Source organism: Phaeobacter sp. QD34_24, assembly GCF_028890115.1.
Classification (GTDB): Bacteria; Pseudomonadota; Alphaproteobacteria; order Rhodobacterales; family Rhodobacteraceae; genus Phycobacter.
Window position 1 is genome coordinate 53325 of sequence record NZ_JARCJD010000004.1, and the last position, 24183, is coordinate 77507.

General features: G+C 62.0%; 22 protein-coding genes and 1 tRNA gene. 7 read left to right on the plus strand and 16 right to left on the minus strand.

Features of this window, described 5'->3' with window-relative positions; all coding sequences use genetic code 11:
• Positions 1-104: 104 nt before the first annotated feature.
• The 3 genes from PXK07_RS04160 to PXK07_RS04170 all read right to left on the minus strand — a co-directional run bounded on the left by PXK07_RS04160 (position 105) and on the right by PXK07_RS04170 (position 2754).
• A complete protein-coding gene (locus PXK07_RS04160; protein ID WP_274846934.1) occupies positions 105-1658 on the minus strand; it encodes a DUF427 domain-containing protein in 1554 nt (517 codons plus the stop codon).
• Positions 1659-1787: 129 nt separating this feature from the next.
• Positions 1788-2489: a winged helix-turn-helix domain-containing protein gene (locus tag PXK07_RS04165; RefSeq protein WP_274846935.1), complete on the minus strand. Its 702-nt coding sequence runs from the start codon at positions 2487-2489 to the stop codon at positions 1788-1790.
• A complete protein-coding gene (locus tag PXK07_RS04170) occupies positions 2461-2754 on the minus strand; it encodes a hypothetical protein (protein WP_274846936.1) in 294 nt (97 codons plus the stop codon). Before PXK07_RS04170 ends, PXK07_RS04165 begins: the two co-directional genes overlap by 29 nt.
• A gap of 209 nt (positions 2755-2963) precedes the next feature.
• Here PXK07_RS04170 and PXK07_RS04175 point away from each other — a divergent pair, with 209 nt between their 5' ends.
• From PXK07_RS04175 to PXK07_RS04195, 5 genes are all read left to right on the plus strand, one after another.
• Positions 2964-3464, plus strand: coding sequence for a hypothetical protein (locus tag PXK07_RS04175; RefSeq protein ID WP_274846937.1), 501 nt, complete (start codon positions 2964-2966; stop codon positions 3462-3464).
• 109 nt (positions 3465-3573) lie between these two features.
• Positions 3574-4191, plus strand: a complete 618-nt coding sequence (locus tag PXK07_RS04180) for a ribonuclease HII (protein ID WP_274846938.1) — start codon at positions 3574-3576, stop codon at positions 4189-4191.
• 110 nt (positions 4192-4301) lie between these two features.
• On the plus strand, positions 4302-5405 hold the full coding sequence (locus PXK07_RS04185; protein WP_274846939.1) for a site-specific DNA-methyltransferase: 1104 nt from the start codon (positions 4302-4304) through the stop codon (positions 5403-5405).
• Between the two features lie 192 nt (positions 5406-5597).
• Positions 5598-6995, plus strand: coding sequence for an adenylate/guanylate cyclase domain-containing protein (locus PXK07_RS04190; protein ID WP_274846940.1), 1398 nt, complete (start codon positions 5598-5600; stop codon positions 6993-6995).
• A gap of 259 nt (positions 6996-7254) precedes the next feature.
• Complete coding sequence (locus tag PXK07_RS04195) at positions 7255-8724, plus strand: globin-coupled sensor protein (RefSeq protein ID WP_274846941.1); 1470 nt, start codon at positions 7255-7257, stop codon at positions 8722-8724.
• Between the two features lie 103 nt (positions 8725-8827).
• Here the strand turns inward: PXK07_RS04195 and PXK07_RS04200 are convergent.
• A tRNA-Arg gene (locus PXK07_RS04200) sits at positions 8828-8904 on the minus strand.
• 169 nt (positions 8905-9073) lie between these two features.
• Between PXK07_RS04200 and PXK07_RS04205 the strand changes: the two genes are divergently transcribed.
• Both PXK07_RS04205 and PXK07_RS04210 read left to right on the plus strand, forming a co-directional pair.
• Positions 9074-10099: a LacI family DNA-binding transcriptional regulator gene (locus PXK07_RS04205; protein WP_274846942.1), complete on the plus strand. Its 1026-nt coding sequence runs from the start codon at positions 9074-9076 to the stop codon at positions 10097-10099.
• Between the two features lie 3 nt (positions 10100-10102).
• Positions 10103-11314 (plus strand): winged helix-turn-helix domain-containing protein, encoded by a 1212-nt coding sequence (locus tag PXK07_RS04210; protein ID WP_274846943.1) that lies wholly within the window; start codon positions 10103-10105, stop codon positions 11312-11314.
• 5 nt (positions 11315-11319) lie between these two features.
• On the opposite strand, the gene PXK07_RS04215 is transcribed toward PXK07_RS04210, so the two are convergent.
• From PXK07_RS04215 to PXK07_RS04270, 12 genes are all read right to left on the minus strand, one after another.
• A complete protein-coding gene (locus PXK07_RS04215) occupies positions 11320-12237 on the minus strand; it encodes a helix-turn-helix transcriptional regulator (protein ID WP_274846944.1) in 918 nt (305 codons plus the stop codon).
• Positions 12238-12373: 136 nt separating this feature from the next.
• Positions 12374-12832 (minus strand): acyl-CoA thioesterase, encoded by a 459-nt coding sequence (locus PXK07_RS04220; protein WP_274846945.1) that lies wholly within the window; start codon positions 12830-12832, stop codon positions 12374-12376.
• A gap of 19 nt (positions 12833-12851) precedes the next feature.
• Positions 12852-14057: a benzoyl-CoA 2,3-epoxidase subunit BoxA gene (boxA, locus tag PXK07_RS04225; RefSeq protein WP_274846946.1), complete on the minus strand. Its 1206-nt coding sequence runs from the start codon at positions 14055-14057 to the stop codon at positions 12852-12854.
• Positions 14058-14231, minus strand: a complete 174-nt coding sequence (locus PXK07_RS04230; protein WP_274846947.1) for a hypothetical protein — start codon at positions 14229-14231, stop codon at positions 14058-14060.
• Between the two features lie 112 nt (positions 14232-14343).
• On the minus strand, positions 14344-15795 hold the full coding sequence (boxB, locus tag PXK07_RS04235) for a benzoyl-CoA 2,3-epoxidase subunit BoxB (protein WP_274846948.1): 1452 nt from the start codon (positions 15793-15795) through the stop codon (positions 14344-14346).
• 51 nt (positions 15796-15846) lie between these two features.
• A complete protein-coding gene (gene boxC, locus PXK07_RS04240) occupies positions 15847-17505 on the minus strand; it encodes a 2,3-epoxybenzoyl-CoA dihydrolase (RefSeq protein WP_274846949.1) in 1659 nt (552 codons plus the stop codon).
• 142 nt (positions 17506-17647) lie between these two features.
• On the minus strand, positions 17648-18094 hold the full coding sequence (locus tag PXK07_RS04245; RefSeq protein ID WP_274846950.1) for a DUF309 domain-containing protein: 447 nt from the start codon (positions 18092-18094) through the stop codon (positions 17648-17650).
• 1 nt (position 18095) lies between these two features.
• The gene (locus PXK07_RS04250; RefSeq protein WP_274846951.1) at positions 18096-18914 is read right to left on the minus strand and encodes an alpha/beta fold hydrolase; all 819 of its coding nucleotides are present in this window, start codon (positions 18912-18914) and stop codon (positions 18096-18098) included.
• Positions 18914-20455 (minus strand): benzoate-CoA ligase family protein, encoded by a 1542-nt coding sequence (locus tag PXK07_RS04255; RefSeq protein ID WP_274846952.1) that lies wholly within the window; start codon positions 20453-20455, stop codon positions 18914-18916. The genes PXK07_RS04250 and PXK07_RS04255 overlap by 1 nt, the downstream gene beginning before the upstream one ends.
• Positions 20456-20732: 277 nt before the next feature.
• Positions 20733-22238 carry a TRAP transporter large permease gene (locus PXK07_RS04260; RefSeq protein WP_274846953.1) on the minus strand — a complete coding sequence of 502 codons (1506 nt, stop codon included), beginning with the start codon at positions 22236-22238 and terminating at the stop codon, positions 20733-20735.
• Positions 22235-22816, minus strand: coding sequence for a TRAP transporter small permease (locus tag PXK07_RS04265; RefSeq protein ID WP_274846954.1), 582 nt, complete (start codon positions 22814-22816; stop codon positions 22235-22237). The genes PXK07_RS04260 and PXK07_RS04265 overlap by 4 nt, the downstream gene beginning before the upstream one ends.
• Before the next feature lie 73 nt (positions 22817-22889).
• On the minus strand, positions 22890-23936 hold the full coding sequence (locus PXK07_RS04270) for a TRAP transporter substrate-binding protein (protein WP_274846955.1): 1047 nt from the start codon (positions 23934-23936) through the stop codon (positions 22890-22892).
• Positions 23937-24183 lie beyond the last annotated feature (247 nt).

A 24183-nucleotide genomic window follows, 5' to 3' on the forward strand; every position in this document is an offset into this window, starting at 1 on the left:
CCTTAATGGACCCTTTCGAGGGTCATGCCCTCTGGCGAAGCCTCAAGGGTGAACCGCGCGGCCGCGGGGCGGCCCTTGACCCTTCACCAGAGCGCGGAACCGGATCAGGCGGTCGGGATGGCGTAGCAATTCACCGGGCGGGAGACATTGTGCAGCTCGACCTCTCCCAGGGGTATGGCGGTGGAGGGATCCTTCAGCACATCGGCGCTGACCACGATCTGATGGCCAAGCGATTTGCCATAATCCCCAAGCCGTGCCGCCACATTGGCAGCCTGGCCGATCACGGTGAAATCGAGCCGTTCCTGCGAGCCGACATTGCCATAGGTGACTGATCCATAGGCCAGACCGGTGGAGCAGTGCAGCGCCTCCAGGCCGGTTTCGGCTGCAAGATCCGGCAGGGCATCGACGATGGCGCGGGCCGATTTCAAGGCCTGGTTGCGGGCACGGAAGCTTTTCTGCGGATCGGCGGGAAAGACCGCCAGCACCGCGTCGCCGATGAATTTCAGCACCTCGCCGCCATTGTCATGCACGATGGTCGAAATACGCTCGAAGAAGCCGTTCAACAGCTGGATATAGGCGCGCCGCCCCAGATTCTCTTCCAGGCGGGTGGAGTTGCGCAGGTCGCAGAACATGATGGCGGCGTCGATCTCGTCGCCGTCGCCGCGGCGGATCTCGCCGCCCAGAACCCGCGCACCCGAACGTTTGCCCACATAGGTTTCCAGCAGGGATTGCGCGTTCTCGCGCTGCATGAAGACCTCGTAATAGCGGGCGATCACGGCGGAGCATTCGAAGATCAGGCCGAGATTGGCGGTGGTGAAGCCATCCGGGTGATCGCTGGCCACGGTGATCACGTTGATGCGCCCGTCGGAGAAGGGCAGCGGCATGGCGACGTAATCGGTGGCGCCTGCCTCGCGCAGGTCCTGAAGGATCGGGAAGGCATCATCCGGCAGATCGCGGTGCAGCCGGTGGCGCACACCCCCCAGGCCTTGGGAGACATGGCGCAGGGGGCTGCTCTGATACTCGGGCGAGTTGAGGATGTCATAGCTGGGGGTCATGACAGTGATCTCGTCCGTGCCCTGTTTCCAGACGTAGTTCTTGCCCGCGATCATCGGATGCAGCGACCAGGAGAGCACCGACAGGCGGGTCAGATGCACGCCCTGTTCGCGCAGTTTCTCGGCCAGGGCCTTGGTGAATCCCTCGGGGGTGGGCAGCATGGCCGCCTCGCGCAGGAGCCAGTCGATCAGCGGCCCTGAGATATTGCCATGCGCGGGCGGGGTCAGCGCGTTGTCGCCCAGATCGATATGGGTGTTCTGATCGCAGACAAAGCCCACATGGCCCGCAATCCCCGAGGCTTCGGGGAGGGTCTGCTCGTAGATCCAGACGGCGTTGTCGATGCGCTCTTCCTTCAGCTTCAGGTCGTGATAGCAGGCGGTGCCCTTGAAGGGGCAGAAGGTCTGGCGGCCGACCCGATCAGACAGCGGCACGAGGATGTCTTCGCGCGGGAAATAGACCGTGGGCGGCATGCGGGTTTCATACATGACCTTGGCGGCCTGGCTTTCGGCCAGCAGGATACCGTTTCGATAGACACGAACCGGACCGCTGAGCGGCTCGACAAGGATGCCATAGCCTCCGGCGGGTGGCGCAACATGAACGTTCATCGGACAGGAACCTGTTTTGGACGGTATGCCGCTATATGGAGCTGCCACCGCCCGGTTTCCAGAGATTGTCACAGTCGCTCTCGCACAGGTGATGTGCAGAGACTGCGCCGATCTGTCGGGTCGGCACGGTCAGATCATGCGGATGACGTCCTTGCGGATGGCCAGCACATAGCCGCGTTTGGCGATGTTCTTGACCAGAAGCTCGCTGACCATCTGGTTGCCCAGGGTATCGCGCAGGCGCTTGATCCGTGTGGCGCCCGCGGCCTCGTCGCAATCGCTGCTGTGACGGCCCGAGATCACCGCTTCGATCTCGGCACCGGAAAGGACATCGTCATCCATGCGCGCCTCAGCCAGGGCCGAGAGGGTTTCCATCGCGGCGGGGGTCAGCTTGAAGCCCATGCTGTTGAGGTAGACGGTGTTCTCTTCCCGGCTGATCAGCAGCTCGCTGACCTGTATGCCCGCCCGTTCGATCTGGGCCATGCGGCGGTTCAGCATCATCAGCATGGTCAGTACCACCAGGGCGGCAATCAGCATGGCGGTGGCAAAGACCAGCAGCACGAAGATCACCATGCGGTAGCTGGCCAGCGTGTCGGCAAAGGCGGTGCCGGACTGGGCGAGGATCTCCAACAGCTTGATCTCGGCCTGGCTGGTCAGGTCATTCTCGACAAAGACCCGCTCGACCCGGGCGTTGAAGGCATTGGCATCGGGCAGGGTGAGCAACAGCCAGGTGCCCGCAAGGACCAGCATGGCGACGATGGCGCCGATGCCCAGGGTGATCACCCGCCCACCGGCGGCGCGCATCTCAGAAACGGAGGAAGTAGGTGCCCGCATTGGCCTTCCTCTGTTGCAGGCCGTCGGGGCCGAAGACCGAGATCACATTCAAGAGCGTCCAGCCCGTGGGCGCAAGGCGGGCGGCGATTTCCTGGCGGGCGGCGCCTTTCTTGCAGGGGCCCGAGATCTGGATGACGCCATAGTGCAGTTTCAGCGGGTTGTCCTGCTTGGCCTTGTAATCGGCGTAGCAGTCTGCCGCGCGGGCCTGTGCAGCGCCCGACAAAAGCGCCAGAGCCAGGACGGGGATGAGGAGGAGCTGTTTCATGCGCCAACTCTGCGCGCGATTGCGGTGATATTCAATAACAACAGCGATTTGCAGGGGCTGATATTCGATATCAGGCTGCCGTTATTGCCTGTCTGGCCGGGGCAGGGGGAGGGTCATCTCATCGGCCGGAGTTCTTATCCGGCGTCCTCACCCGTATCCCCCGGCGCCTGTCAAACCGTGACGGTTGCCCCTTATCGAAAGGTCCTGATATGTCCCTGATCGCTTTTCCCCGGAACCAGCACCGCAAGTTCATTGCCCTGATCCTGTCGCTCTCCCTTGCCCTGACTGGGGTTTCCGCTGCGCCCGCCCGCGCCGACGAGGATGTGGCAAAGTTCATCGCGGGCATGGCCCTGCTTGGCATCCTGGGGGCGGCGATCAACGATGCGCGCCATGACAATCAGCACGGGCATGTGGCGCCTCCTCCGCAGCATCCCCCGCATCACCCGCGCCCGCATCCTCCTACGGTGCATCCCCGTCCGCTGCCGCCGCATGTGGCAAGATACGACCTGCCCGCGCAATGTGTGCGCTACTTCCCGCGCTACAGCAAAAGCCACACCCTGGTCGGGCAGACCTGCCTTCAGCGCCACTACAGATTCGAGAGCAGCCTGCCGCAGGCCTGCCGGGTGACCTTCTGGAATGGGCAGGTTCACCGCAGTGGCTACAAGCCCAGCTGCCTGCAAAACCGGGGCTACCGCATCGTGCGAAAGTGATATTTGCGCAACATCGCGCTGTGATATCAGAGGGGCCTCGGCCCCTCTTTTCCTGTCTGGGGCGGCGCAAGCGCTTGCAAACCGGCGCCGGTTTCGCTCTGACAGGGGCATGGATATGCCTGACTACAGCTTGGAGACTGCCGCCCGCGATCGGGGGCATATACGCATTGCCGGTGTGGATGAGGTGGGCCGCGGTCCGCTGGCCGGGCCGGTGACGGCGGCGGCGGTGATCCTGGATCCCGCGAACATCCCCGAGGGGCTCAACGATTCGAAAAAACTGAGCGCCAGGAAGCGCGATGCGGTGGAGCAGGCGATCCTGCAGGGCGCCACGGTCTCCATCGCCCATGCCACGGTGAAAGAGATTGATTCCCATAACATTTTGCGGGCTTCCCATATCGCCATGGAGCGCGCTGTGGCGGCCCTGGATCCGCAGCCGGATTACCTGCTGATCGATGGCAACCTGATCCCGAAGGGGCTGGCCCTGCCCGCCGAAGCGGTGGTCAAGGGCGACGGCAAATCCCTGTCGATCGCGGCGGCTTCGATCGTGGCGAAACAGGCGCGCGATCGGATCATGGTGGATTTGGCGCAACAGTTTCCAGGATATGGATGGGAGAAAAACGCAGGCTACCCGTCGAAACAGCACCGTGAAGCGCTGGTGGAATTGGGCGTCACCCCACATCATCGGCGTTCCTTCAAGCCGGTCCACAAGATATTGTATCAAGAGTGAACCGTAGCCCGCTGTTCTAAAAAACAAATTGACCTCGAATCCGGGATGACTCATCCTGTGGATAACCAAAATGAGCGCAAAAATGCGCCGTGGTTATTGAGGCAGAGCAAATGAACAAAACCATGACGAAGGGCGCCGCGGCGCTCCCTCTAAACGCGATTCTTGGTGGCAATTGCATCGAGGTCATGGCCGGGCTTCCGGCAAATTCCGTCGATCTGGTCTTCGCGGATCCCCCCTATAACCTGCAGCTGAAAGGCCAGCTTCACCGGCCCGATAACAGCAAGGTCGATGCGGTCGACGATCACTGGGATCAATTCGACAGCTTCCGCGCCTATGACGATTTCACCCGCGCCTGGCTGCGCGAGGCACGCCGGATCCTGAAACCCAATGGTGCGATCTGGGTGATCGGCTCCTACCATAATATCTTCCGGGTCGGTGCGGCGATGCAGGACGCAGGCTACTGGCTGCTGAACGACGTGATCTGGCGCAAGTCGAACCCGATGCCGAACTTCCGTGGCAAACGCTACACCAACGCCCATGAGACGATGATCTGGGCGTCGAAGTCCGAAGGCGGCAAATACACCTTCAACTACGAGGCGCTGAAGGCGCTGAACGAAGGCATCCAGATGCGCAGCGACTGGGTGCTGCCGATCTGCACCGGGCATGAGCGCATCAAGGACGACAATGGCGACAAGGCGCATCCGACCCAGAAACCGGAATCGCTGCTGCACCGGATCCTGATCGGTTCGACCAATCCCGGCGATGTGGTGCTGGATCCCTTCTTCGGCACCGGCACCACCGGCGCCGTGGCCAAGATGCTGGGCCGAGAATTCATCGGGATCGAGCAGGAAGAGGCCTACCGCGAGGTGGCCGCCAAGCGCATCAAGGCAGTGCGCAAGTTCGACCGCGAGGCGCTGCAGGTTTCCGCCAGCAAGCGTGCCGAACCGCGTGTGCCCTTTGGTCAGCTGGTGGAACGCGGCATGCTGCGCCCCGGCGAGGAACTGTTTTCCATGAACCAGCGCCACAAGGCCAAGGTGCGGGCCGATGGCACGCTGATCGGCGACAACATCAAGGGATCGATCCATCAGGTTGGCGCGCATCTGGAAAACGCGCCCTCCTGTAACGGCTGGACCTACTGGTGCTTCCGCCGCGATGGAAAAACGGTGCCGATCGACGTTCTGCGCCAGCAGATCCGTGCGGAAATGCAGAACTGATCCGCCAACAGATCCTCTGACAATATCCAAAAGAACACCGCTGGTGCCTGCGCCCCGACCTTTCGGTCCGGGGCCGGGCACCTCACCTTGCCCCGCCGTTCAGGCGGGGTCTTTTTGTTTCAAACCGGCGGATAGGGGGTGCGTCGGGCCGGGGCGATGCCTATTGTTGGAGCGGGAACGAAGGAACGAGAAATGGCGGATACGGCTCTGAGCAGCGTGCAGGAGGCGCCCGAACGCGAAACCGATCGGGCGGCGGACCCCATCGGAGACAGTCAATATGCGGCAGCAGCCCTGGAAGCGCACAAGCGCGAAGGGCTGGAGCTTGCGGTGCGGGCGCGCTGGATCGCGATGGCGGTGATCTCGATCTTCCTGGTCGCCGTCAACCCGGCCTGGGACGTGCTCTATTATCACGCCATCCTTCTGATTCTCTGTCTCAACGGCTGGCTGATCCAGCGGTTCGGGCAGGTGGGCCGCTCCCGCGCCGAATTGATGCTGATCTTCCTCGATCTTCTGGTGATGACCGTGGGGATCGTCGCGCCGCATCCGTTCAGCCCGGAGGATCTGCCGGTCGCAATGCAGTACCGGTTCGACAACTTCCTCTATTTCTTTGTGATCCTGGCGGGGGGCACATTGGCGTTTTCCTGGCGCACGGTGATCGCCATCGGGGTCTGGACCAGCGCGATGTGGGCGGCGGCGCTGGGGCTGGCCTGGTGGTATGCGACCCCTTACCCCGAGCTGACCGAAGCCACCCAGGCGGCTTTTGGACCCGGAACCGAGCTTCCGGCGGCCATGGACCCCAACAATTTCGCCTTTCCGCTGCGTATTCAGGAGATCTTCGTCTTCCTCCTAGTGGCGGTGACGCTGGGCGTGTCCTCGCGCCGATTCAGCAGGCTATTGATGGACAACGCCGGGCTGGAACGGGAGCGCGCGAACCTGTCACGCTATTTCTCTCCCAATGTGGTGGATCAGCTGTCGCAGAACGACGATCCCCTGAAACAAGTGCGCAGCCAGGACGTGGGTGTCTTGTTCATCGATATCGTCGGTTTCACCCGGATGAGCGCGGGTCAGGATCCGCATCAGGTGATCGAGCTATTGCGCGATTTCCATGGCCGCATGGAGCGCGAGGTGTTTCGCTACCGGGGCACGCTGGACAAGTACCTGGGCGACGGGCTGATGGCGACCTTTGGAACCCCGATGGCGGGACCCCATGATGCCACGGATACCCTGGCCTGTGCGCGGGCGATGCAGGACTCCCTGTCCAAGTGGAACCGGGATCGCCGCCGCCGGGGTGAGCCGGAAATCTGCGCCGGGATCGGCATCCACTTCGGAGAGACGGTGCTGGGCGACATCGGCGCCAATCGGCTGGAGTATGCGGTGATCGGAACCGCCGTGAACGTGGCCGCGCGGTTGGAAGAGATGACGCGCAGCCTGCAGGCTCAGATCGTGATGAGCGGCGAACTGCGTGGCCAGGTGATGGCCGAAAATGCCGCTTTGGATCTGTTGGACGGGTTCTCCTGTCACGAAGCGCAGGATATTCGCGGTCTGGATCAGACCATGCAGGTCTGGAGCCTGCCAGCGAATCCCGGATAGCGGGCCCATCAGGGATCTGCGGTTTTCGGGCGCCATGCGCGCGTATCAATCCGAGTGGTGGATCCGAATTTTCAGATGCAACCCTGGGGTGCGGCCTTGTCGGTGATCGGCAGGGGCATTCATTTAATGGTGAATTATTTTGCTGAAAAAATAGGTGTTTACCCAGGAAAATCCATGCATCCAAATTATCATTTTAAGACCTTGTAAAAGGCTGGCTGGCACAAGGGCAGGAAGTCTTACCAATAAACAGGGACATGCCATGTCATCTGCCGATCATCAAAGCTTTTATCAGTGGTTTGGTTTGGATTCCGACTGCAAGGCGCTCGTTGCCGAGACAGGGAAACTGCTCATGCCGCATATGGACAGGGTGCTGGATCGGTTCTATGCGCGCGTGCTTGAGCGCGAGGAAACGCGCCGGTTCTTCCCCGATGACAAGGCCGTCTCTCATGCCAAGGCGGCGCAAAAGGCCCATTGGGTGCGGCTGTTCTCAGGGCAATTCGATCAGGGATATTTCGATTCTGCGGCGCGGGTTGGCCGGGTGCATTACGAACTGCGCCTGCCCTTCATCCAGTATCTAGGCGGCTATTCCTCGGCCGGTGCGGATATGTTCGATGTCCTGGTCAGCCGACGTCTGACGAGCCGGACCAAGCTGTCGCGGCAGGTGCAGCTGCTCAACCGTCTGATGATGGCGGACTGCGAGCGGGTGATTGCCTCCTACTTCGAGGCACAGCATGCTGAACACACGAAGGCGCTGGATGTTCTGACGGGCGGCATTGAGGAGCTGGAAAAGGGCAACCTCTCCAAACCCATCCAGAAAGAAGACGGCATTCCGCCCCGTTTCGACGGCATCCGCAAATCCTACAACAACCTGATCTCCCATTGGTCGGGGATCATTTCCGATGCCACCACGCGGGCGCATTCGGTCGATGAAAAGGTGTCCTCCACGGCTGAAATGACCAAGGAAATGGCCGAACGCGCCGAACAGCAGGCTGCGGCCCTGGAAGAGGCGGTCGCCGTGGTCAGCTACGTGACGGCGGGCACCAAGGATGTCACGCTCATGGTGGAACGGGCCTCAAACCGCTCCGAGGTCAATCGCAACGATGCCGAACAGGGTGGCCTGGTGGTGCAGCAGGCCATCGAGGCGGTGGCCCGGATCGAGGAATCCTCGGAAAAGATCGCCAAGATCGTCGATGTGATCGACGATATCAGCTTCCAGACCAATCTTCTGGCCCTGAACGCAGGGGTCGAGGCCGCCCGTGCCGGCGAAGCGGGACGCGGCTTTGCCGTGGTGGCCTCCGAGGTGCGCTCGCTGGCGGCCCGTGCCTCGGATTCGGCGACCGAGATCAAGGCGCTGATCGCCGAAAGCTCCTTGCAAGTCCAGCAGGGCAGCGACCTGGTGCGCGCCACCGGATCAAGCCTGGAAGGCATTCGCGACGGGGTTGTCGATGTCTCCAAGGTGATGACGGAAATCGCCTCGCATATCTCCAGCCAGGCGCGCAGCCTGGAGGAGATCGACGGCAATATGACCGAACTGGGCGAAACCACGCTGGACAATGCGACTCGCGCGTCGCTGGTGCATCAGACGTCGATCAAGCTGACCGAGGATTCCGCCAAGCTGAAAACCAGCATGGATGGCTTCAACACCTCGGTCGCGGGCCACGAACGGGAGCTTGACCGCGACTACGAGGCACATATGGCCGCAGGCAACGTCGACTCCCGCGTCGCATAGGGCCACAATAGAGTGAGCTGAAAAAAACACAGACAGTCCGGGCGCTTGCCTGGTCTGACATGCGTTGAACTGTCGGCATCCAAGCGTGGCGGAGCGGGATATCTGGTGACCCCGGCAGGATTCGAACCTGCAACCTGCCCCTTAGGAGGGGGCTGCTCTATCCAGTTGAGCCACGGGGCCACGCGTGTTTACGCGATAGCAAATCGGATCTGTCATCACAATGGGGCGCGGTCCGGTCGGATTGGTTTTGATCTTTGGGCTAGGCTGCGCCTCTTGCATGCTCTTCCCATTGTGCAGCCCGCGCTGTCTGCGCTAACATCAGGCAACCAACTCAAAGAGGCCCACGCCCGTGACCACCGACAACAAGCGCCCGCTCACCCTTCGTGATGTCTCGGAAGCCACCGGCGTGTCGGAGATGACCGTCAGCCGGGTGCTGCGCAACCGCGGCGATGTCTCGGAAAAGACCCGCAGCAAGGTGCTGACCGCAGCCAAGGAGTTGGGCTATGTGCCCAACAAGATCGCCGGGGCGCTGGCCTCCAAACGGGTGAACCTGGTCGCCGTCATCATCCCGTCGCTGTCGAACATGGTGTTTCCCGAGGTGCTGACCGGCATCAACAAGGTGCTGGAAAATACCGAACTGCAACCCGTGGTGGGCGTCACCGATTACCAGCCGGAAAAAGAAGAGAAAGTCCTCTACGAGATGCTGTCCTGGCGTCCCTCGGGCGTGATCATCGCCGGGCTCGAACACACCGAGGCGGCGCGCGCCATGCTCAATGCCGCAGGCATTCCGGTGGTGGAGATCATGGATACCGACGGCAAGCCGGTGGATGCCATGGTCGGGATTTCCCACCGCCGCGCTGGGCGCGAGATGGCCAAGGCGATCCTAAAAGCGGGTTATCGCCACATCGGTTTCATGGGCACCAAGATGCCGCTGGATCACCGCGCCCGCAAACGCTTTGAAGGCTTTACCGAGGCGCTGGCCAAGGAAGGGGTGGAGATCGAGGATCGCGCCTTCTATTCCGGTGGCTCGGCGCTGGCCAAGGGGCGCGAGATGACGGCGGAGATGCTTGAACGCTCCCCGGAGCTCGATTTCCTATACTATTCCAACGATATGATCGGGGCCGGTGGTCTTTTGTACCTGTTGGAGCAGGGTATCGATGTGCCGGGGCAGATCGGTCTTGCGGGCTTCAACGGGGTTGAGCTGTTGCAGGGTCTGCCGCGCAAACTGGCCACCATGGACGCTTGCCGTCAGGAGATCGGGCGCAAGGCGGCGGAGATCATTGCCGCCCAGCTCGAAGATCCCGAGGTCGAACTCGAACGCCATGTGACCCTGACGCCCACGATCACCTATGGTGATACGCTGAAACGGCGCTGAGCGATGTACGTGCGGCTGGGCAACCGGGCCGCGCGGCGGCTGTTTCTGGACCGGCACGGGCTTCTGGAGGCGCCCACGGGCCCCTCGAAAGGCGCTGACCTGTATGACTTGATCCGGCGGCTGGGGTTCGTGCAGCTCGACAGTATCAACACGGTCGCGCGCGCCCATGACGTGATCCTCTATTCCCGCAGGCCCAGCTATCGCCCCGCCCATCTGAAACGGCTCTATGAGCGCGACCGCGCCCTGTTCGAACATTGGACCCATGATGCCGCCGTGATCCCGATGGAGTTCTACCCCCATTGGCATCTGCGATTTCAGCGCGATGCGGAGCTGTTGCGCAAACGCTGGCGCAACTGGCGGCGCGACGGGTTTGAGGAGCGGTTCAGATCGGTGCTGGATCACATCCGCGACCATGGGGCGGTGAGCTCGTCCGACGTGGGTAAGGACGAGAAGAAGGGATCGGGCGGCTGGTGGGACTGGCACCCTTCGAAGACCGCGCTGGAATACCTCTGGCGATCTGGCGCGCTCACGGTCGTCGGGCGCGAGGGGTTCCAGAAACGCTATGACCTGACCGAGCGGGTGATCGAGGAGCATCTGCATCCCGGTGCCTCTGATTGCGACGCCGAAGCCACCGTGGATTGGCTGTGCAACGGGGCGCTGGATCGGCTCGGCTTTGCCACCTCGGGCGAGATCGCGGCCTTCTGGGATACCGCCTCAGCCGCCGAGGCAAAAGACTGGGCAGCCGCACAGCTGAAATCCGGCGCCCTGCAGGAGATCGAGATCGAACAGGCGGATGGTGGCTTTCGCCGGGTGCTGGCACGACCGGGCATGGTAGATGAGGCCATGGATCTGGGGCCAGCGCCGGGGCGGATGCGGCTGCTCAGCCCCTTTGATCCTGCCCTGCGCGACCGCAAGCGGGCCGAGCGGTTGTTCGGCTTTCACTACCGGATCGAGGTCTTCACCCCGGCGCCGAAACGCAAATACGGCTATTATGTCTTCCCCCTGATGGAGGGGGAGCGGCTGGTGGGGCGGATCGACATGAAGGCGGATCGCAGTGCGGATCGGTTGAACGTCACCGCGATCTGGCCAGAACGGGGCGTTACATGGTCGCCGCGACGGGTTCAAAGGCTTGAGGCGGAGCTGGACCGGGTCGCACGGTTTGCGGGGGTCGGGGATGTGCGTTTCGCCGATGACTGGCTGCGGGATCCGCAGTGACTGGATCAGCCGGTGAAGCCCTTTTCCTTGATCATGGCGATCAGGCTGTCGCAGGACTGTTCCACCGTCTGACCTGAGGTATCGAGCTGCGCCAGGGCGCGGCCATATAGCGCTTCGCGGCTGGTCAGGATCGAACGCAGCTGCTCCATCGCCTCCGGGTTTCCGGCCATGGGGCGTTCGTCGCCTTGGGCGCGGACGCGGGCCATATGTTCGTCGGGCTGGGCCTTGACCCAGATGGTGTGGAAATGAGCCAGGACGTTGGTGTAGGTCTCCGGCTCGGCCACGATGCCGCCCGCCACCGCCAGGATCAGGCTGTCGTGGGTGGCGATGATGCGGTTGATCGCCTGGGCTTCGAGCTGGCGATAGCCTTCCTGACCATATAGGGCCATCAGTTCGGACACGGGCATGCCGGACTGGCTTTCGATCTCGCTGTTGAGTTCGAGAAAGGGAATGCCAAGGATCTGTCCCGCCATGGCGCCAAGGGTCGATTTTCCGGCGCCACGCAGGCCCACAAGGCAAACACGGCCTGCCCTTCGCGTTTCGGGTGTTTCCGGGGTCAGCAGGTCCAGCACCGCCTGCTGCGTGCGGCTGGTCGCGCCGCGGAACAGATCCGCCACCCGCAGCACGTCCGAGGTCCAGGGGTCTTCCTCGCCGATCAGCCATTCGATGCGGTGATCCAGGGCCACGGCCACCCGTTGCAGCAACCCGATAGAGATATTGCCCTCGCCCGCCTCAAGCTGCGCGAGGTAGCGGGGTGACACGCCCGAGCGATCCGACAACACCCGGCGGGGAATGCCTTTTCGTTCGCGTGCCTTGCGCACGCGTTCGCCGACCCGCGTGATCAGCGCGGGAACCGCCTGATCGATCTCGCTGACGGTCTGAACCGGGCGGGTTTCACCCCGAAAGTTGGTGATCTCACTCATGCGCTGCCGAATTATGAAACATAATGCACAAACTTACGGCGCTGCCGGGGCATGTTCAAATGAAAACCCACAGAGACCGGGTTAGACGGTGCATTATCCTGCGGAACCCTGCGTCGGGCGCAGCTGCGGGGCCGCGTTACTCCGGGCGCAAGCGGGGTTCGACGACCGCGCGGTAATCGGCTGGCGCCGCCTTGGAGGTGAAATCGACCGGATCGATGAAGACGCAGGTGAATTTGCCCTCAAAGCACAGCACTCCGTCCTGACGCGCATCGACCCGGAAGGTGATGGATTTGGTGCCCAGCTTGCAGGGCCAGACCTCGCACATCAGCCGGTGGCGCGGTGTGACAGGTGAGCGGAAATCGATGCTCATATTGACAAATGGCGTGCCGGTGCCCCGGTCCAGCTCCATCTGAAACCAGCCGTCGCCATCCAGGCAGTGTTCCCACCAGGCGTCGATCGCCTCCAGCGCAAAGGCGGGCAGGCGACCGGTATAGGCGATCTTGGCGGGATCGCAGTCGCCCCAGCCGACGCGGATTTCATGCACGAAGGTATCCGGTCCGGAGCCTTCTCCGGCGGGGGCGATCTGATCTGTCATCTGGGCTTTGTCCTGCGGCTCAATAGGTTTCGACGTGGTAACGTCCATCGGCGCGCATCGTATCGCGCAGATCGGCCCAGTTCAAACCATTGGCGCGGGCGATATCGCGCAGGGCTTCCTCGACCCCCTGTTCCATCGCCTTGAGACCACAGATGTAGATATGGCCCGTCGGGCTTTGCATCAGCGCGGCAACCCGGTCGGCCTCTTCACGCAGGCGGTCCTGCACATATTGCTTGGGCGCATCCTCCTGCCGGGAAAAGGCGAAGAGCTTGCTCATGAAGGCATCCGGCACCTTTTTCAGCGGGCCGAAATACGGAAGCTCGCCGGGGCGGCGGGCGCCGAAGACCAGGGTCATCTTGCCGGTCTCATGCGGTGCCTCGCGCAGGCGGCGCATGGTGAAGGCGCGGAAGGGGGCCGAGCCGGTGCCGGTGCAGACCATCATGATATCCGCCGCCGGATCCGAGGGCAGCAGGAAGGTGGCGCCGAAGGGGCCGGTCACCTGCACCTCGTCGCCCGCGTTCAGATCGCAGACGTAGTTGGAACACAGGCCCTGTTCCTCGCGCTTCACGGTCAGCGAGATGTTGTGATAGCCGGGCCGCTCCCCGTCGCGGGGGCTGGAGACGGAGTAGAGCCGGGGCAGATGCGGTTTGCCCTCTGCATCCGTGCCGGGCGGGATGATACCGATGCTTTGCCCCTCCAGAACCGGAAAGGGCAGGCCCGCCGGATCCAGGATGATATGGCGCACATCGCTGTCGCTGTCCTTGTCGGTCAGCCGGTAGTTGCCCTGCACCTTGAGCGTCGCGGGCTTGCCGGGGGTGTACATGTTGATGACGGGTTTGCTGGCACTGGCGGGGGCAACCGCCTTGCCGCCGGCACCGGCGTGGGCGTCGGCCAGAAGCGCCGCCACGGCATCGTCCATCGCCTCCACGTCGCCTTCGGCAGCATCGCCGCCGGAGATTTCCTCCTGTTCGGGCAGCTCCATCCATTCGAACTGCTCGTCCACCGAATAGGGCGTGGTCACCACCCGCCATTCGTCGATCGAGCCGGTCGGGCAGACCGGGATACAGTCCATGCAGAAGTTGCATTTCTCGGCATCGACGACGACGTTCATGTCGTCATGGACGATTGCCTCTTCCGGGCAGGTCATTTCGCAGGTGTAGCAGCGGATGCAGATCTCGGGGTCGATCAGGTGCTGTTTCAAGGGCGCGGTGTGGGCGTTGGTCATTCAGCTTCTCGGTGCTTTCTTGAGGATCGCATCGGGAACGGTCAGCGCATCGATCAGCGCGCGGCACATGCCGACGCAATCGGAACAGCCCACGCAGGGCCCTTTGAGGCCATTGATCTGCACCGACACACGGTCGGCATTGGGGGTTTCGGCTTGGTTGCGGGTAATGTCCATCTGGTGATCCTCCGGTCTGGCTGGGATAAATCCGGCTGGTGTGCTCCGGTCTGGATGCCCGGCGCCTGTCGTTGACTGTGACAGGCGCCGGGAAAAAGAGGATGAATGCCTCTTATGCCATGTGCAGTTTCACGTATTCGAAATCGCCAGGCTTGTTGTCGATGCCGACCTTGGGCGGCGAGATCCAGCTGGCGTATTGACCGGGCTCGTAGACCGGCTTCATCAGCGACTGGATGAAATCGCCATCCGTGTGGGTCGGCAGCCACTCCTGCAGGCCCTTGTCGTATTCGGCGCCAGAGACGTGGTTGCCATCGGGGTCGAAGTTCTTGCCGGCAAAGACACCGATCTTGCGGTTGAAGGCCTGGTGCGGCAGCTTCATTTCGAACTCGATGCCATACTTCTCGATGATCTTGTTCCAGCGACCGACGCCACCGGCTGCGTCTTTGACGTAATCGTCGCGCAGGCGCATGTTGATGGCGGTCAGGGCAGGCACTTCGCGTTCGACGATCGTGTCGCCTTCCAGATCGAGCACATTGTAGGTGTCGTTGGTCAGCTTGTGGTCGTCCTTCAGGCGCAGCTCCATGTAGCGGCCCTTGATGCCCGCGTTGAAGGCATTGGCCGCATTGGTGGAGACTTCCTGACCGAAGAGATCCAGCGACAGCGTGTAGTGCAGGTTCAGCTTTTTCTGGATGGTCGGCAGGTCGATGACACCCAGGTCACGGATCTTGTTGATGTCGAAAGGATCGGTGATCCCGGCCTTCTTCATCGCTTCGCAGGTCGCCTGGATGGTGCGGCCGACGCCGGTTTCGCCCACGAACATGTGGTGCGCCTCTTCAGTCAGCATGAAGCGGCAGGTGCGCGACAAGGGGTCGAAACCCGATTGCGCCAGGCTTTCCAGCTGCATCTTGCCGTCACGGTCGGTGAAATAGGTGAACATGAAGAACGACAGCCAGTCCGGCGTTTCCTCGTTGAAGGCGCCCAGCATGCGCGGCGCTTCTTCGGAACCGGAGGAGCGGATCAGGAGATCGTTCGCTTCTTCGCGGCCATCGCGGCCAAAGTATTTCTGCAGCAGGTAGACCATCGCCCAGAGGTGGCGGCCTTCCTCGACGTTCACCTGGAACAGGTTGCGCATGTCATAAAGAGACGGCGCGGTCAGACCCAGGAAGCGCTGCTGCTCGACCGAGCCCGGCTCGGTGTCGCCCTGGATCACGATCAGGCGCTTCAGCATGTTGCGGTATTCGCCGGGAACCTCCTGCCAGGCGGGTTCGCCATAGTGTTCGCCCATGGGAATGGTGCGGCCTTCGACCTGCGGCGCCAGCAGCACGCCCCAGCGGTACTCGGGCATCTTCACGTAGTCGAACTTGGCCCAGCCTTTCGGGTCCACGGACACGGCGGTGCGCAGGTAGACCATCGATTCCTGAAAGTTCTGCGGGATCAGGTCATTCCACCAGTTGATGTAACCGGGGTGCCATTTTTCCAGCGCTTTCAGAACCTTCTTGTCGCTGGACAGGCCAACGTTGTTGGGGATCTGGGTGTCGTAGCTGACATTAATGAGATCAAGCATTTTGTTCCTCCGTCGTGCGGTGCCCTATCGGCTGCCGCTGAAATCCTCGGGTTACACGCGTTCCATGTTGTATTCGCCGCGCTGGCCGGTGCCGTAGCGCTGCAGGGCACCATCGCTGCCCACCGCATTGGGGCGCTGGAAGATCCAGTTCTGCCAGGCGGTCAGGCGGCCAAAGATGCGGGTTTCCATCGTCTCGGGGCCGGCAAAGCGCAGGTTGGCTTCCATGCCGGTCATTGCATCGGGGCTGAAGCTGGCGCGTTCCTCAAGGAAGATACGCACCTCGTCCTCCCAGTCGATATCGTCAAAGGCATAGGTGATGAGACCCAGTTCCTCGGCCTGATCGGCCTCCAGCGGCTCACCAATGTGTTCGCGCAGATCCTCGACCGCCTCGGGGGTACCAAGGAAACGGGTCTGCAGGCGGGTGAGATCGTTGCCCATCGGGTAGGTGCCAAAGTTCCCCTCGCTGAGGGTCACGGCGGCCAGCGGGCGATTGTCGCCTTCGAATTCCTCCAGCATCATGTAGGAGCGGTCGACGGCCCACAGCAGTTCTGCCAGCGGTCCGGCAAAGCAGGAGCCATGCTCGACCACCGCCACCAGCGAGCGGGAGGTCATGTCGATGCGTTTCAACAGGCGCTTCCAGTAGGCCAGGATCTCGTTCGCCAGCCAGTGATCGCGGTTGTTCAGCAGCAGGGCCTCATGCGCCAGCAGTTTCTCGGCGTCACCTTGGGTCTGGAACACCACGGTGCCGACCTCGCGCTCATTCAGGCGCAGGTGCAGGATGGCATCATCCAGTTCGCGCGCCAGGCGAAGCATGTAGGTCTGGTCACCCTCGGCCTGCAGCGCTGAGGTATCCGCCGGGGCATCCGCCTCGGGGCCTTTCAGGGTGATGGTCGCGCGGCCACCGTCGCGGTCGATCTCGACCTCGACCAGAGAATAGGTGATGGCATTGTCGCCAAAGCTGCGGGTGATGGGGCCCAGGGTGATGCCGGTCAGCCCGTCTGCCTTGCTGCTGGCCTCGGCGAATTCTATCGCACGCTCGGCCACGGTGTCGGCGAACTTGGAGTTCGGCACAACTTCGTCCACCAGACGCCAGTCTACGGCGCGCTGGCCTTTGACGCCTTCCTCGATCGAGCAGAAGACATCGGCCAGATCGCGGCGCACCTTGCGCTTATCAGTCACGCGGGTCAGGCCGCCGGTGCCGGGCAGAACCGCCAAGAGCGGTACCTCGGGCAGTGCCACCGACGACGTGCTGTCATTGGTCAGCATGATGTAGTTGCAGGCCAGCGCCAGCTCATACCCGCCACCGGCGCAGGCGCCCTGAACGGCAGCGATGTATTTCTGACCCGAATCCGCCTCGGCGGCCTCGAAGGTGTTGCGGGTCTCGTTGGTGAATTTACAGAAGTTCACCTTGTGAGCGTGGCTGGCACCGCCCAGCATGCGGATGTTGGCGCCCGCGCAGAAGACCTTCTCCTTGCCGGACTGCATGACCACCACCTTCACCTCGGGATGTTCAAAGCGCATCCGCTGCACGATGTCGGCCAGTTCGATATCGACGCCCAGGTCATAGGAGTTCAGCTTCAGCTGATAGCCATCAAACAGCCCGCCGTCCTCATCCACGTCCATATAGAGGTTGGCGATGGGGCCATCATACTCCACCCGCCAGTGCCGGTATTTCGAAGGGTCGGTCTGAAAATCGATTGCCTGGGGCATGTCGCGCTCCTGAGTTCTGTTGTTTGCAACTTACCGCAGCTTTTGGGCGCGGCAAAGAGGGATGTGCACAATAATGCCGGTTATTGGCAAAATAATGCAGGACATTTTGGTGTTTTAGCGAGCCTGAGTGTCTATGTGTGCATTATCGTGCATAATTTGCCGTTGATTGACGAAGATCGACCAGCCGGTTGCGAATCTCTGTCTCCTGAATTCCGGCCCTGTCCCAAAGGTCTGGGTCCAGACCTTGCAGATGGGTGAGGGCGATCTCGCAAAGGCGCAAGCTGGCCTTGGGGCGCTGCATCACCTGTTTCAGCTCGGCATTGGCCAGCTGGATCATGCCCTGCACCAGCCGCCGTGCCTCTGTACCTTCGGGAAGCGCCATCCAGACCGCTTCCCAGACTTCATGGGCTTCCCAGAAATATCCTGTTTCCAGGAATTGCAGGCCGGCGCGCCAGGCGTCGGATGCAAAAACAGCCCCTGGGGGCTGTTGCGCTTGCACGGTATCGCAAAGTGCCGCGAAGGTGCCTTCCGGATGCCGGGGCGTCTGGCCCGGGATATGGGCGTGCGGCGGATCCGGAAAGCGGGCCATGTCAGGCGATTTCGACCTCGGCGGCCTCGATCCGGGCCAGGCGGCTGGTGAAATCGGCCACCGCGTCGATGACCTTTTGCGGCTGATCTTGATGCGGGCTGTGCTTGCAATCCTCCAGCACCAGCATGTCGCAGGGGCAATAGGTGCGCTCCTCGATCACCTCGACCTGGGCCAGGGTGCCGTATTGATCTTCGCGGCCCTGGATCGCCAGCACGGGGATGCGCAGGTAGTCGATCACATCGGCCACGTCCCAGTCGCGGAAGCCCTCGGCCAGCCAGACATCGTTCCAGCCCCGGAAGGCGCCGTCGGGATCCTTGTGATATTTCGCCAGCTTTTCCTTCAGTTCGCCGCTGTCATAGGCCTCTTTCGCCTTGGCGATCTCGGCCAGACCACCCGGTTCGGTGAAGAAATGCGGCGCCATCAGGATCAGCCCGCGCACCCGGTGATCGATCACGCTGCCGCCATAGATCGCCGCGATGGTCGCTCCGTCGCTGTGGCCCAGTAGCACACCGTGCTCCAGCCCGATGGTATCCAGCAGTTCCGGCAGCACATCCTTGGCTTCGCGTGTCATGAAGTCGAGCGGGCGGGGCAGGGTCACCGGATCGGACTGCCCATAGCCCTGACGCGAATAGACAAAGACGCCCCAGCCGGTGGCCGCCGCCAGTTTTTCCGGGAAGTCCCGCCACAGGGCAACACAGCCGAGGCCCTCGTGCAGCAGCACCAGCGTCGGCGCCTTGTCCGGCGCCGGGCCATGGCTTGCGTATTCCAGATTGGCGCCGCCGACCGCGACGGTGCCGCTTCCACCCCATTCAAAAGCCATCATGCATCCTTTCGCAGTTTGAAGCGCTGGATCTTGCCGGTTGCCGTCTTGGGCAGATCCTCGGCAAAGACGATCCAGCGCGGGTATTTCCACTTGCCGACTTTCTCTTTCACAAAGGCCTTCAGCTCATCGGCCAGGGCGTCATCCCCGGTTCCGTCTTTCAGCACGATATGCGCCTTTGGTTTTTCCAGGCCGTCCTCGTCGCGGGCGGGCACCACGGCGGCTTCCAGCACTGCCGGGTGGGCGACCAGCGCCTGCTCCACCTCGAAGGGCGACAGCCAGATGCCGGAGACCTTGAACATGTCGTCGGTGCGGCCACAGTAGACGAACCGTCCGCCTTCGCCACGCTCATACTTGTCTCCGGTGCGGGTCCATTCGCCCTCGAATGTGCCACGGCTTTTGCCGCGCTGGTTCCAGTAGCCTTCGGCGGCCGAGGCGCCGCGCACCAGAAGTTCGCCAATGCCGCCCGGCTCTGTCACCTCATCGCCCGCCTCGTCCACCAGGCGCAGCTCGTATCCGGGCACCGCAATGCCGGAACTGCCGTAGACCACATCGCCCGGCGCATTCGAGAGGAAGATATGCAGCATCTCGGTGGAGCCGACACCATCCAGGATCTCCACACCCCAGATCTGTTCCCACTTGCGGCCGACCTCTTCGGGCAGGGCTTCACCTGCCGAGATGCAGCGGCGCAGGGGCGCGTCGGGTTTGGTCGCACTCTCCAGCGCTGCCACGGTCGCGGCATAAAGCGTGGGCACACCGCAATAAATGGTGGGTTTCTGTTCTTCGAGAATGGACAGGACCACATCCGGAGTGGGGCGACCATTGAACAGGATGGTGGTGGCTCCGACGGACAGCGGGAAGGTCATCCCGTTGCCAAGCCCATAGGCGAAGAACAGTTTGGCGGCAGAGAAGACGATGTCGTCCTCGGCGATCTGCAGCACCTTGTCGCCATAGGTTTCCGCCGTCGCCGCCAGTGCCCCGTGGACGTGGCGCACGCCCTTGGGCTGACCGGTCGAGCCGGAGGAATAGAGCCAGAAGGCGGTTTCATCCGGGCAGCAGTCGATCGCAGGCAGCGGCTCGGCTCCGGCGATGAAATCCTCATAGCTGTCGCAGCCGTCCGGCGTGTCGCCACCGATGACCACGATCTTTTGCAGGTCGGGGCAGGCGGCGATGACAGGTTCCACCACCGGCCAGAGTTCCGCGCTGACAAAGAGGATGGTGGCGCGGCTGTCCTTCAGGATGACCTCATAGACAGGGGTGGCTAGGAGCGTGTTCAAGGGCACCGGCACCACGCCGGCCTTCAGCGCGCCCCAGAAGATCTGCGGGAATTCGATCTGGTCCAGAACCAGCATCGCGGCGCGGGTCTCGCGGGCGATCCCGGCACGGCGCAGGGCGCCTGCCATCCGGTCCGTTGCCTCGGCCAGCTCCCCGTATGAAATCTCGCGCTGAGCGCCTGCGGCCTCTCGGAACGCCGGTTTGTCCGGGCGCTCTGTCCGGTGGCGGTCCACAAATAGTCCTGCCGCATTGCCGCTGGGTGTCATCCTTGCTCCTCCCTGATGTGCCGTCAGGGGCTGTATCAGCCCCATGGCCTGCGCGGCCCTCCCCGGCGGCGCAGTCGTTTCCTGGGCAGATTAAGGCACCAGTCGCAAAATAATGCAACATTCCGCATGCAAAAAATGCACTATTGTGCACAAATTGCTGTGTATCACCCCGCCCGAAAGAGCCCAGCGGTGTTGCGGTACCGCTTCTGAAACAGGAAAGCCCCCGCCATTTTCCATGGCGGGGGCTTCAAGGCCGGTTGATTCGCTTTGCCAGCGGCTAGTGCAGCAGCATCAGCGGCAGCAGCGTGATGATCGGGAAGGCGACCAGGATGATAACCCGGATGATGTCCGAGGCGACAAAGAACATCACCGCCTTGTAGGTATCGATCATCTTGGTGGTGCGGTCCATCGCGTTGATGATGAAGAGGTTCATGCCCACCGGCGGGGTGATAAGACCCACTTCGACCACGATCAGCACCAGGATGCCGAACCAGATGGCGACATATTCCGCCTCGATCCGGTTGACGCGGCTCTCGGTGACGCGAATGCCCAGTTCCTTCATCTGCTCGCGGGTCAGCTCCATACCGTTGGCCATGGCCTCTTGTATCGAGGCGAGCATTTCAGCCCCCATGCCGTCGGGCACCCCGTTGCGCAGCACCTCCATGGCTGCATCCGCCTGCATTGCGGGCAGGGACAACAGGCCGAAGTCCATCGCCGAGATCACCGGGAAGAAGATCGGAATGGTCAGCAGGATCATCGACAGGCTGTCCATCAGGCAGCCGAACAGAAGGTAGAAGGCGAGGATCAGCGCCAGCACCACCCAGGGGCTCAGACCCTGGCTGACGACGAAATCGGCCAGTTCCTGCGGTACTTTGGTCAGGGCCAGGAAGCCATTGTAGAAACCGGCACCCAGCACGATGAAGAAGATCATCGCGGTGGAACGCGCCGTGACGATGAAACTGTCCACCAGGGATTCGCGGTTCAGACCGCCATTGAGCCAGGCGATGAAACCGGTGCCGAACGCCCCGACGGCTGCCCCTTCGGTCGGGGTGAACCAGCCCGCATAGATGCCGCCGACCACCAGGCCGAAGACCAGCAGAACCGGCCAGACCTTGACCAGGTTTTCCATGCGCTCGGCCCAGGGGATGGCCGGACGGGTGCCCGCGCTATCGGGGAACATGCGCACATAGATCGAGATGGCGACGACATAGCCGATCGCGGCCAGGATGCCGGGGATGAAGGCTGCCAGGAACAGCTTTGCGATATTCTGCTCGGTCAGGATCGCATAGATCACCAGCACCACCGAGGGCGGGATCAGAATGCCCAGGGTGCCGCCCGCCGCCAGTGTCGCGGTGGAAAAGCCGCCCGCATAGCCATAGGCGCGCAGTTCCGGCAGGGCGACGCGGCCCATGGTGGCCGCCGTGGCCAGCGAGGATCCGCAGATCGCGCCGAACCCCGCACAGGCCCCGATCGAGGCCATTGCGACCCCGCCCTTTCGGTGCCCGAGGAAGCCGGCCGCGGCCTTGAACAGCGCCGAGGACATGCCGCCAAGCGTTGCGAAATGCCCCATCAGCAGGAACATCGGCACGATGGTCAGCGAATAGGAGGAGAAGGTCGAATAGGTCTCGCTTTTCATCCGGCCAAAGGCGACCTGGGTGCCATCGGTCACCAGGATCAGCCCGACGAGACCGACGAGGAACATCGACAATCCGATCGGTACCCGCAGGAAGATCAGGATCATCAGGATGGGAAAAGAGGTAATTCCGATTTCAAGAGCTGTCACTGCTCACCCTCCACACCGTCCCACAACTCAATGCGGCCGGTAATAAATTCGTTTGTGCGTACGATCGCGACATAGAACGCGACCACCGCAGCCATGCAGGATGCAAACAGGCTGGCCGCGTAGGCCCACCAGGTTGGGAACTCCAGCAGGAAAGACGTCTCGCCGTTGTGGTACTTCCCGATCATCCCTGCCGCGAGCCGCTCGGTGATCAGGCCCAGAACGATGGCAAACAGGAGGGCCACCACCATGCGCAGGAAGCGGTTCACCTTGCGGGGAAAGGAATTGGCGACCACATCGACCGATGCATGACCGGAGGTGATCTGGCACAGCGGGATAAAGGCGAAAATGGCAAAGGCAACGCCAGCTTCGACCAGTTCAAAATCGCCGTTGATTGGCCCGATATAGTTGATCAGCCAGTTGGAAAGATCCGGCGTAATCCCCTGCATGAAGCCTCCGTGCAGGATGCCGTTCAGCAGGCGGCCGATGATCGACAGGCAGGTCAGGAGAATCAGGAGAACCAGGACCATACCGCCCAGAATAGCCATCTTCCTGGCCAACCCCATCATGAGCTTTTGCATGGTGTTTACCTCTATATGAGTGCGCAAAGGGCCGCGGCACGGGTGCGCAGCGGCCCTTCGACTATGGTATCGCTTACTTCACGTACTGCGGAGTGTATTTTTCGATCAGGTAGGTTGCTTCTTCCAGCAGAGCCTGGCCGTCGATACCCTTTTCCGACATGTCGGCCAGCCACTTGTTGTAGATCGGCTGGGCCAGAGCACGCCATTCATCGGTCTGCTCTTGGTTGAGGGTGATGACGTTGTTGCCGTTGTCCAGCGCGAATTCACGTGCAGGACCGTCCGAATCTGCCTGGGTGCCACCGGCGAAGACCGAGAACTCCAGGCCGGAGTTGTCGTCGATGGCCTTCTTCAGGTCGTCGGGCAGGCTTTCGTACTTGGCCTTGTTCATCGCCAGAACGAAGGTCAGGGTGTAAAGCGCCTTGCCGGTGAACTCGGTGTGGTTCTCGACCAGCTCCGGAACCTTCAGCGCGGTGGTGACTTCCCACGGAATGGTGGTGCCGTCGATCACGCCCTTGGACAGGCCTTCCGGGATGGCGGGAACCGGCATGCCGACCGGGGTTGCACCCAGTTCGGTCAGCAGTGCGTTGACCGAGCGGGAACCGCCGCGGATCTTCATGCCCTGCAGGTCGGCTGGGGTTTCAACCGGATCCGAGGTGTGGATCATGCCGGGGCCGTGCACCCAGGTCCCCAGGATGTGGACGTCCTTGAACTCGGTGTCCTTCATGTGACGCTCGAACATTTCCCAATAGGCGTGCGAGGTGGCGCGCGCATTGGTCATCATGAAGGGCAGTTCGAAGACTTCGGTCGACGGGAAGCGGCCCGGCGTGTAGCCGACCACGGTCCAGACGATGTCGGCAACGCCGTCGATGGCCTGGTCCATCAGTTCCGGCGGCTTGCCGCCCAGCTGCATGGAGGGATAACGGTCGATCTTGATACGGCCACCCGAGGAGGCTTCAACATTGTCGGCCCAGACGTCCAGAACCAGCTTCGGCACATTGGCCTGTGCGGGCAGGAACTGGTGAAGCTTCAGCGTCACCTCCTGAGCGAAGGCGGACGTGGCGCACATTGCGGCGATGGCCGCTGCGCCTGCTGCGCCAAGAATCTTTCTGCGAGTGGTCATGTGATTCCTCCCTTTGACCCTATTTCCAAGCAACATAATGCCGGCAACTAAGATTATTGCAATATATTGCCTATTTCTTTCTTCATTGGTCCCGTTCACCCCGTACAGGTTCGCAAAACGAACCAGCTCGCCCTCCTGCTATTTGGTGCATTTGTAACCATCAACAGCAGATCATGCATTTTTCACTCATGAATTGGCCGGTCCCAAGTCACCTCTCAGACCCGCACCGAAGAATGTTACATAATTC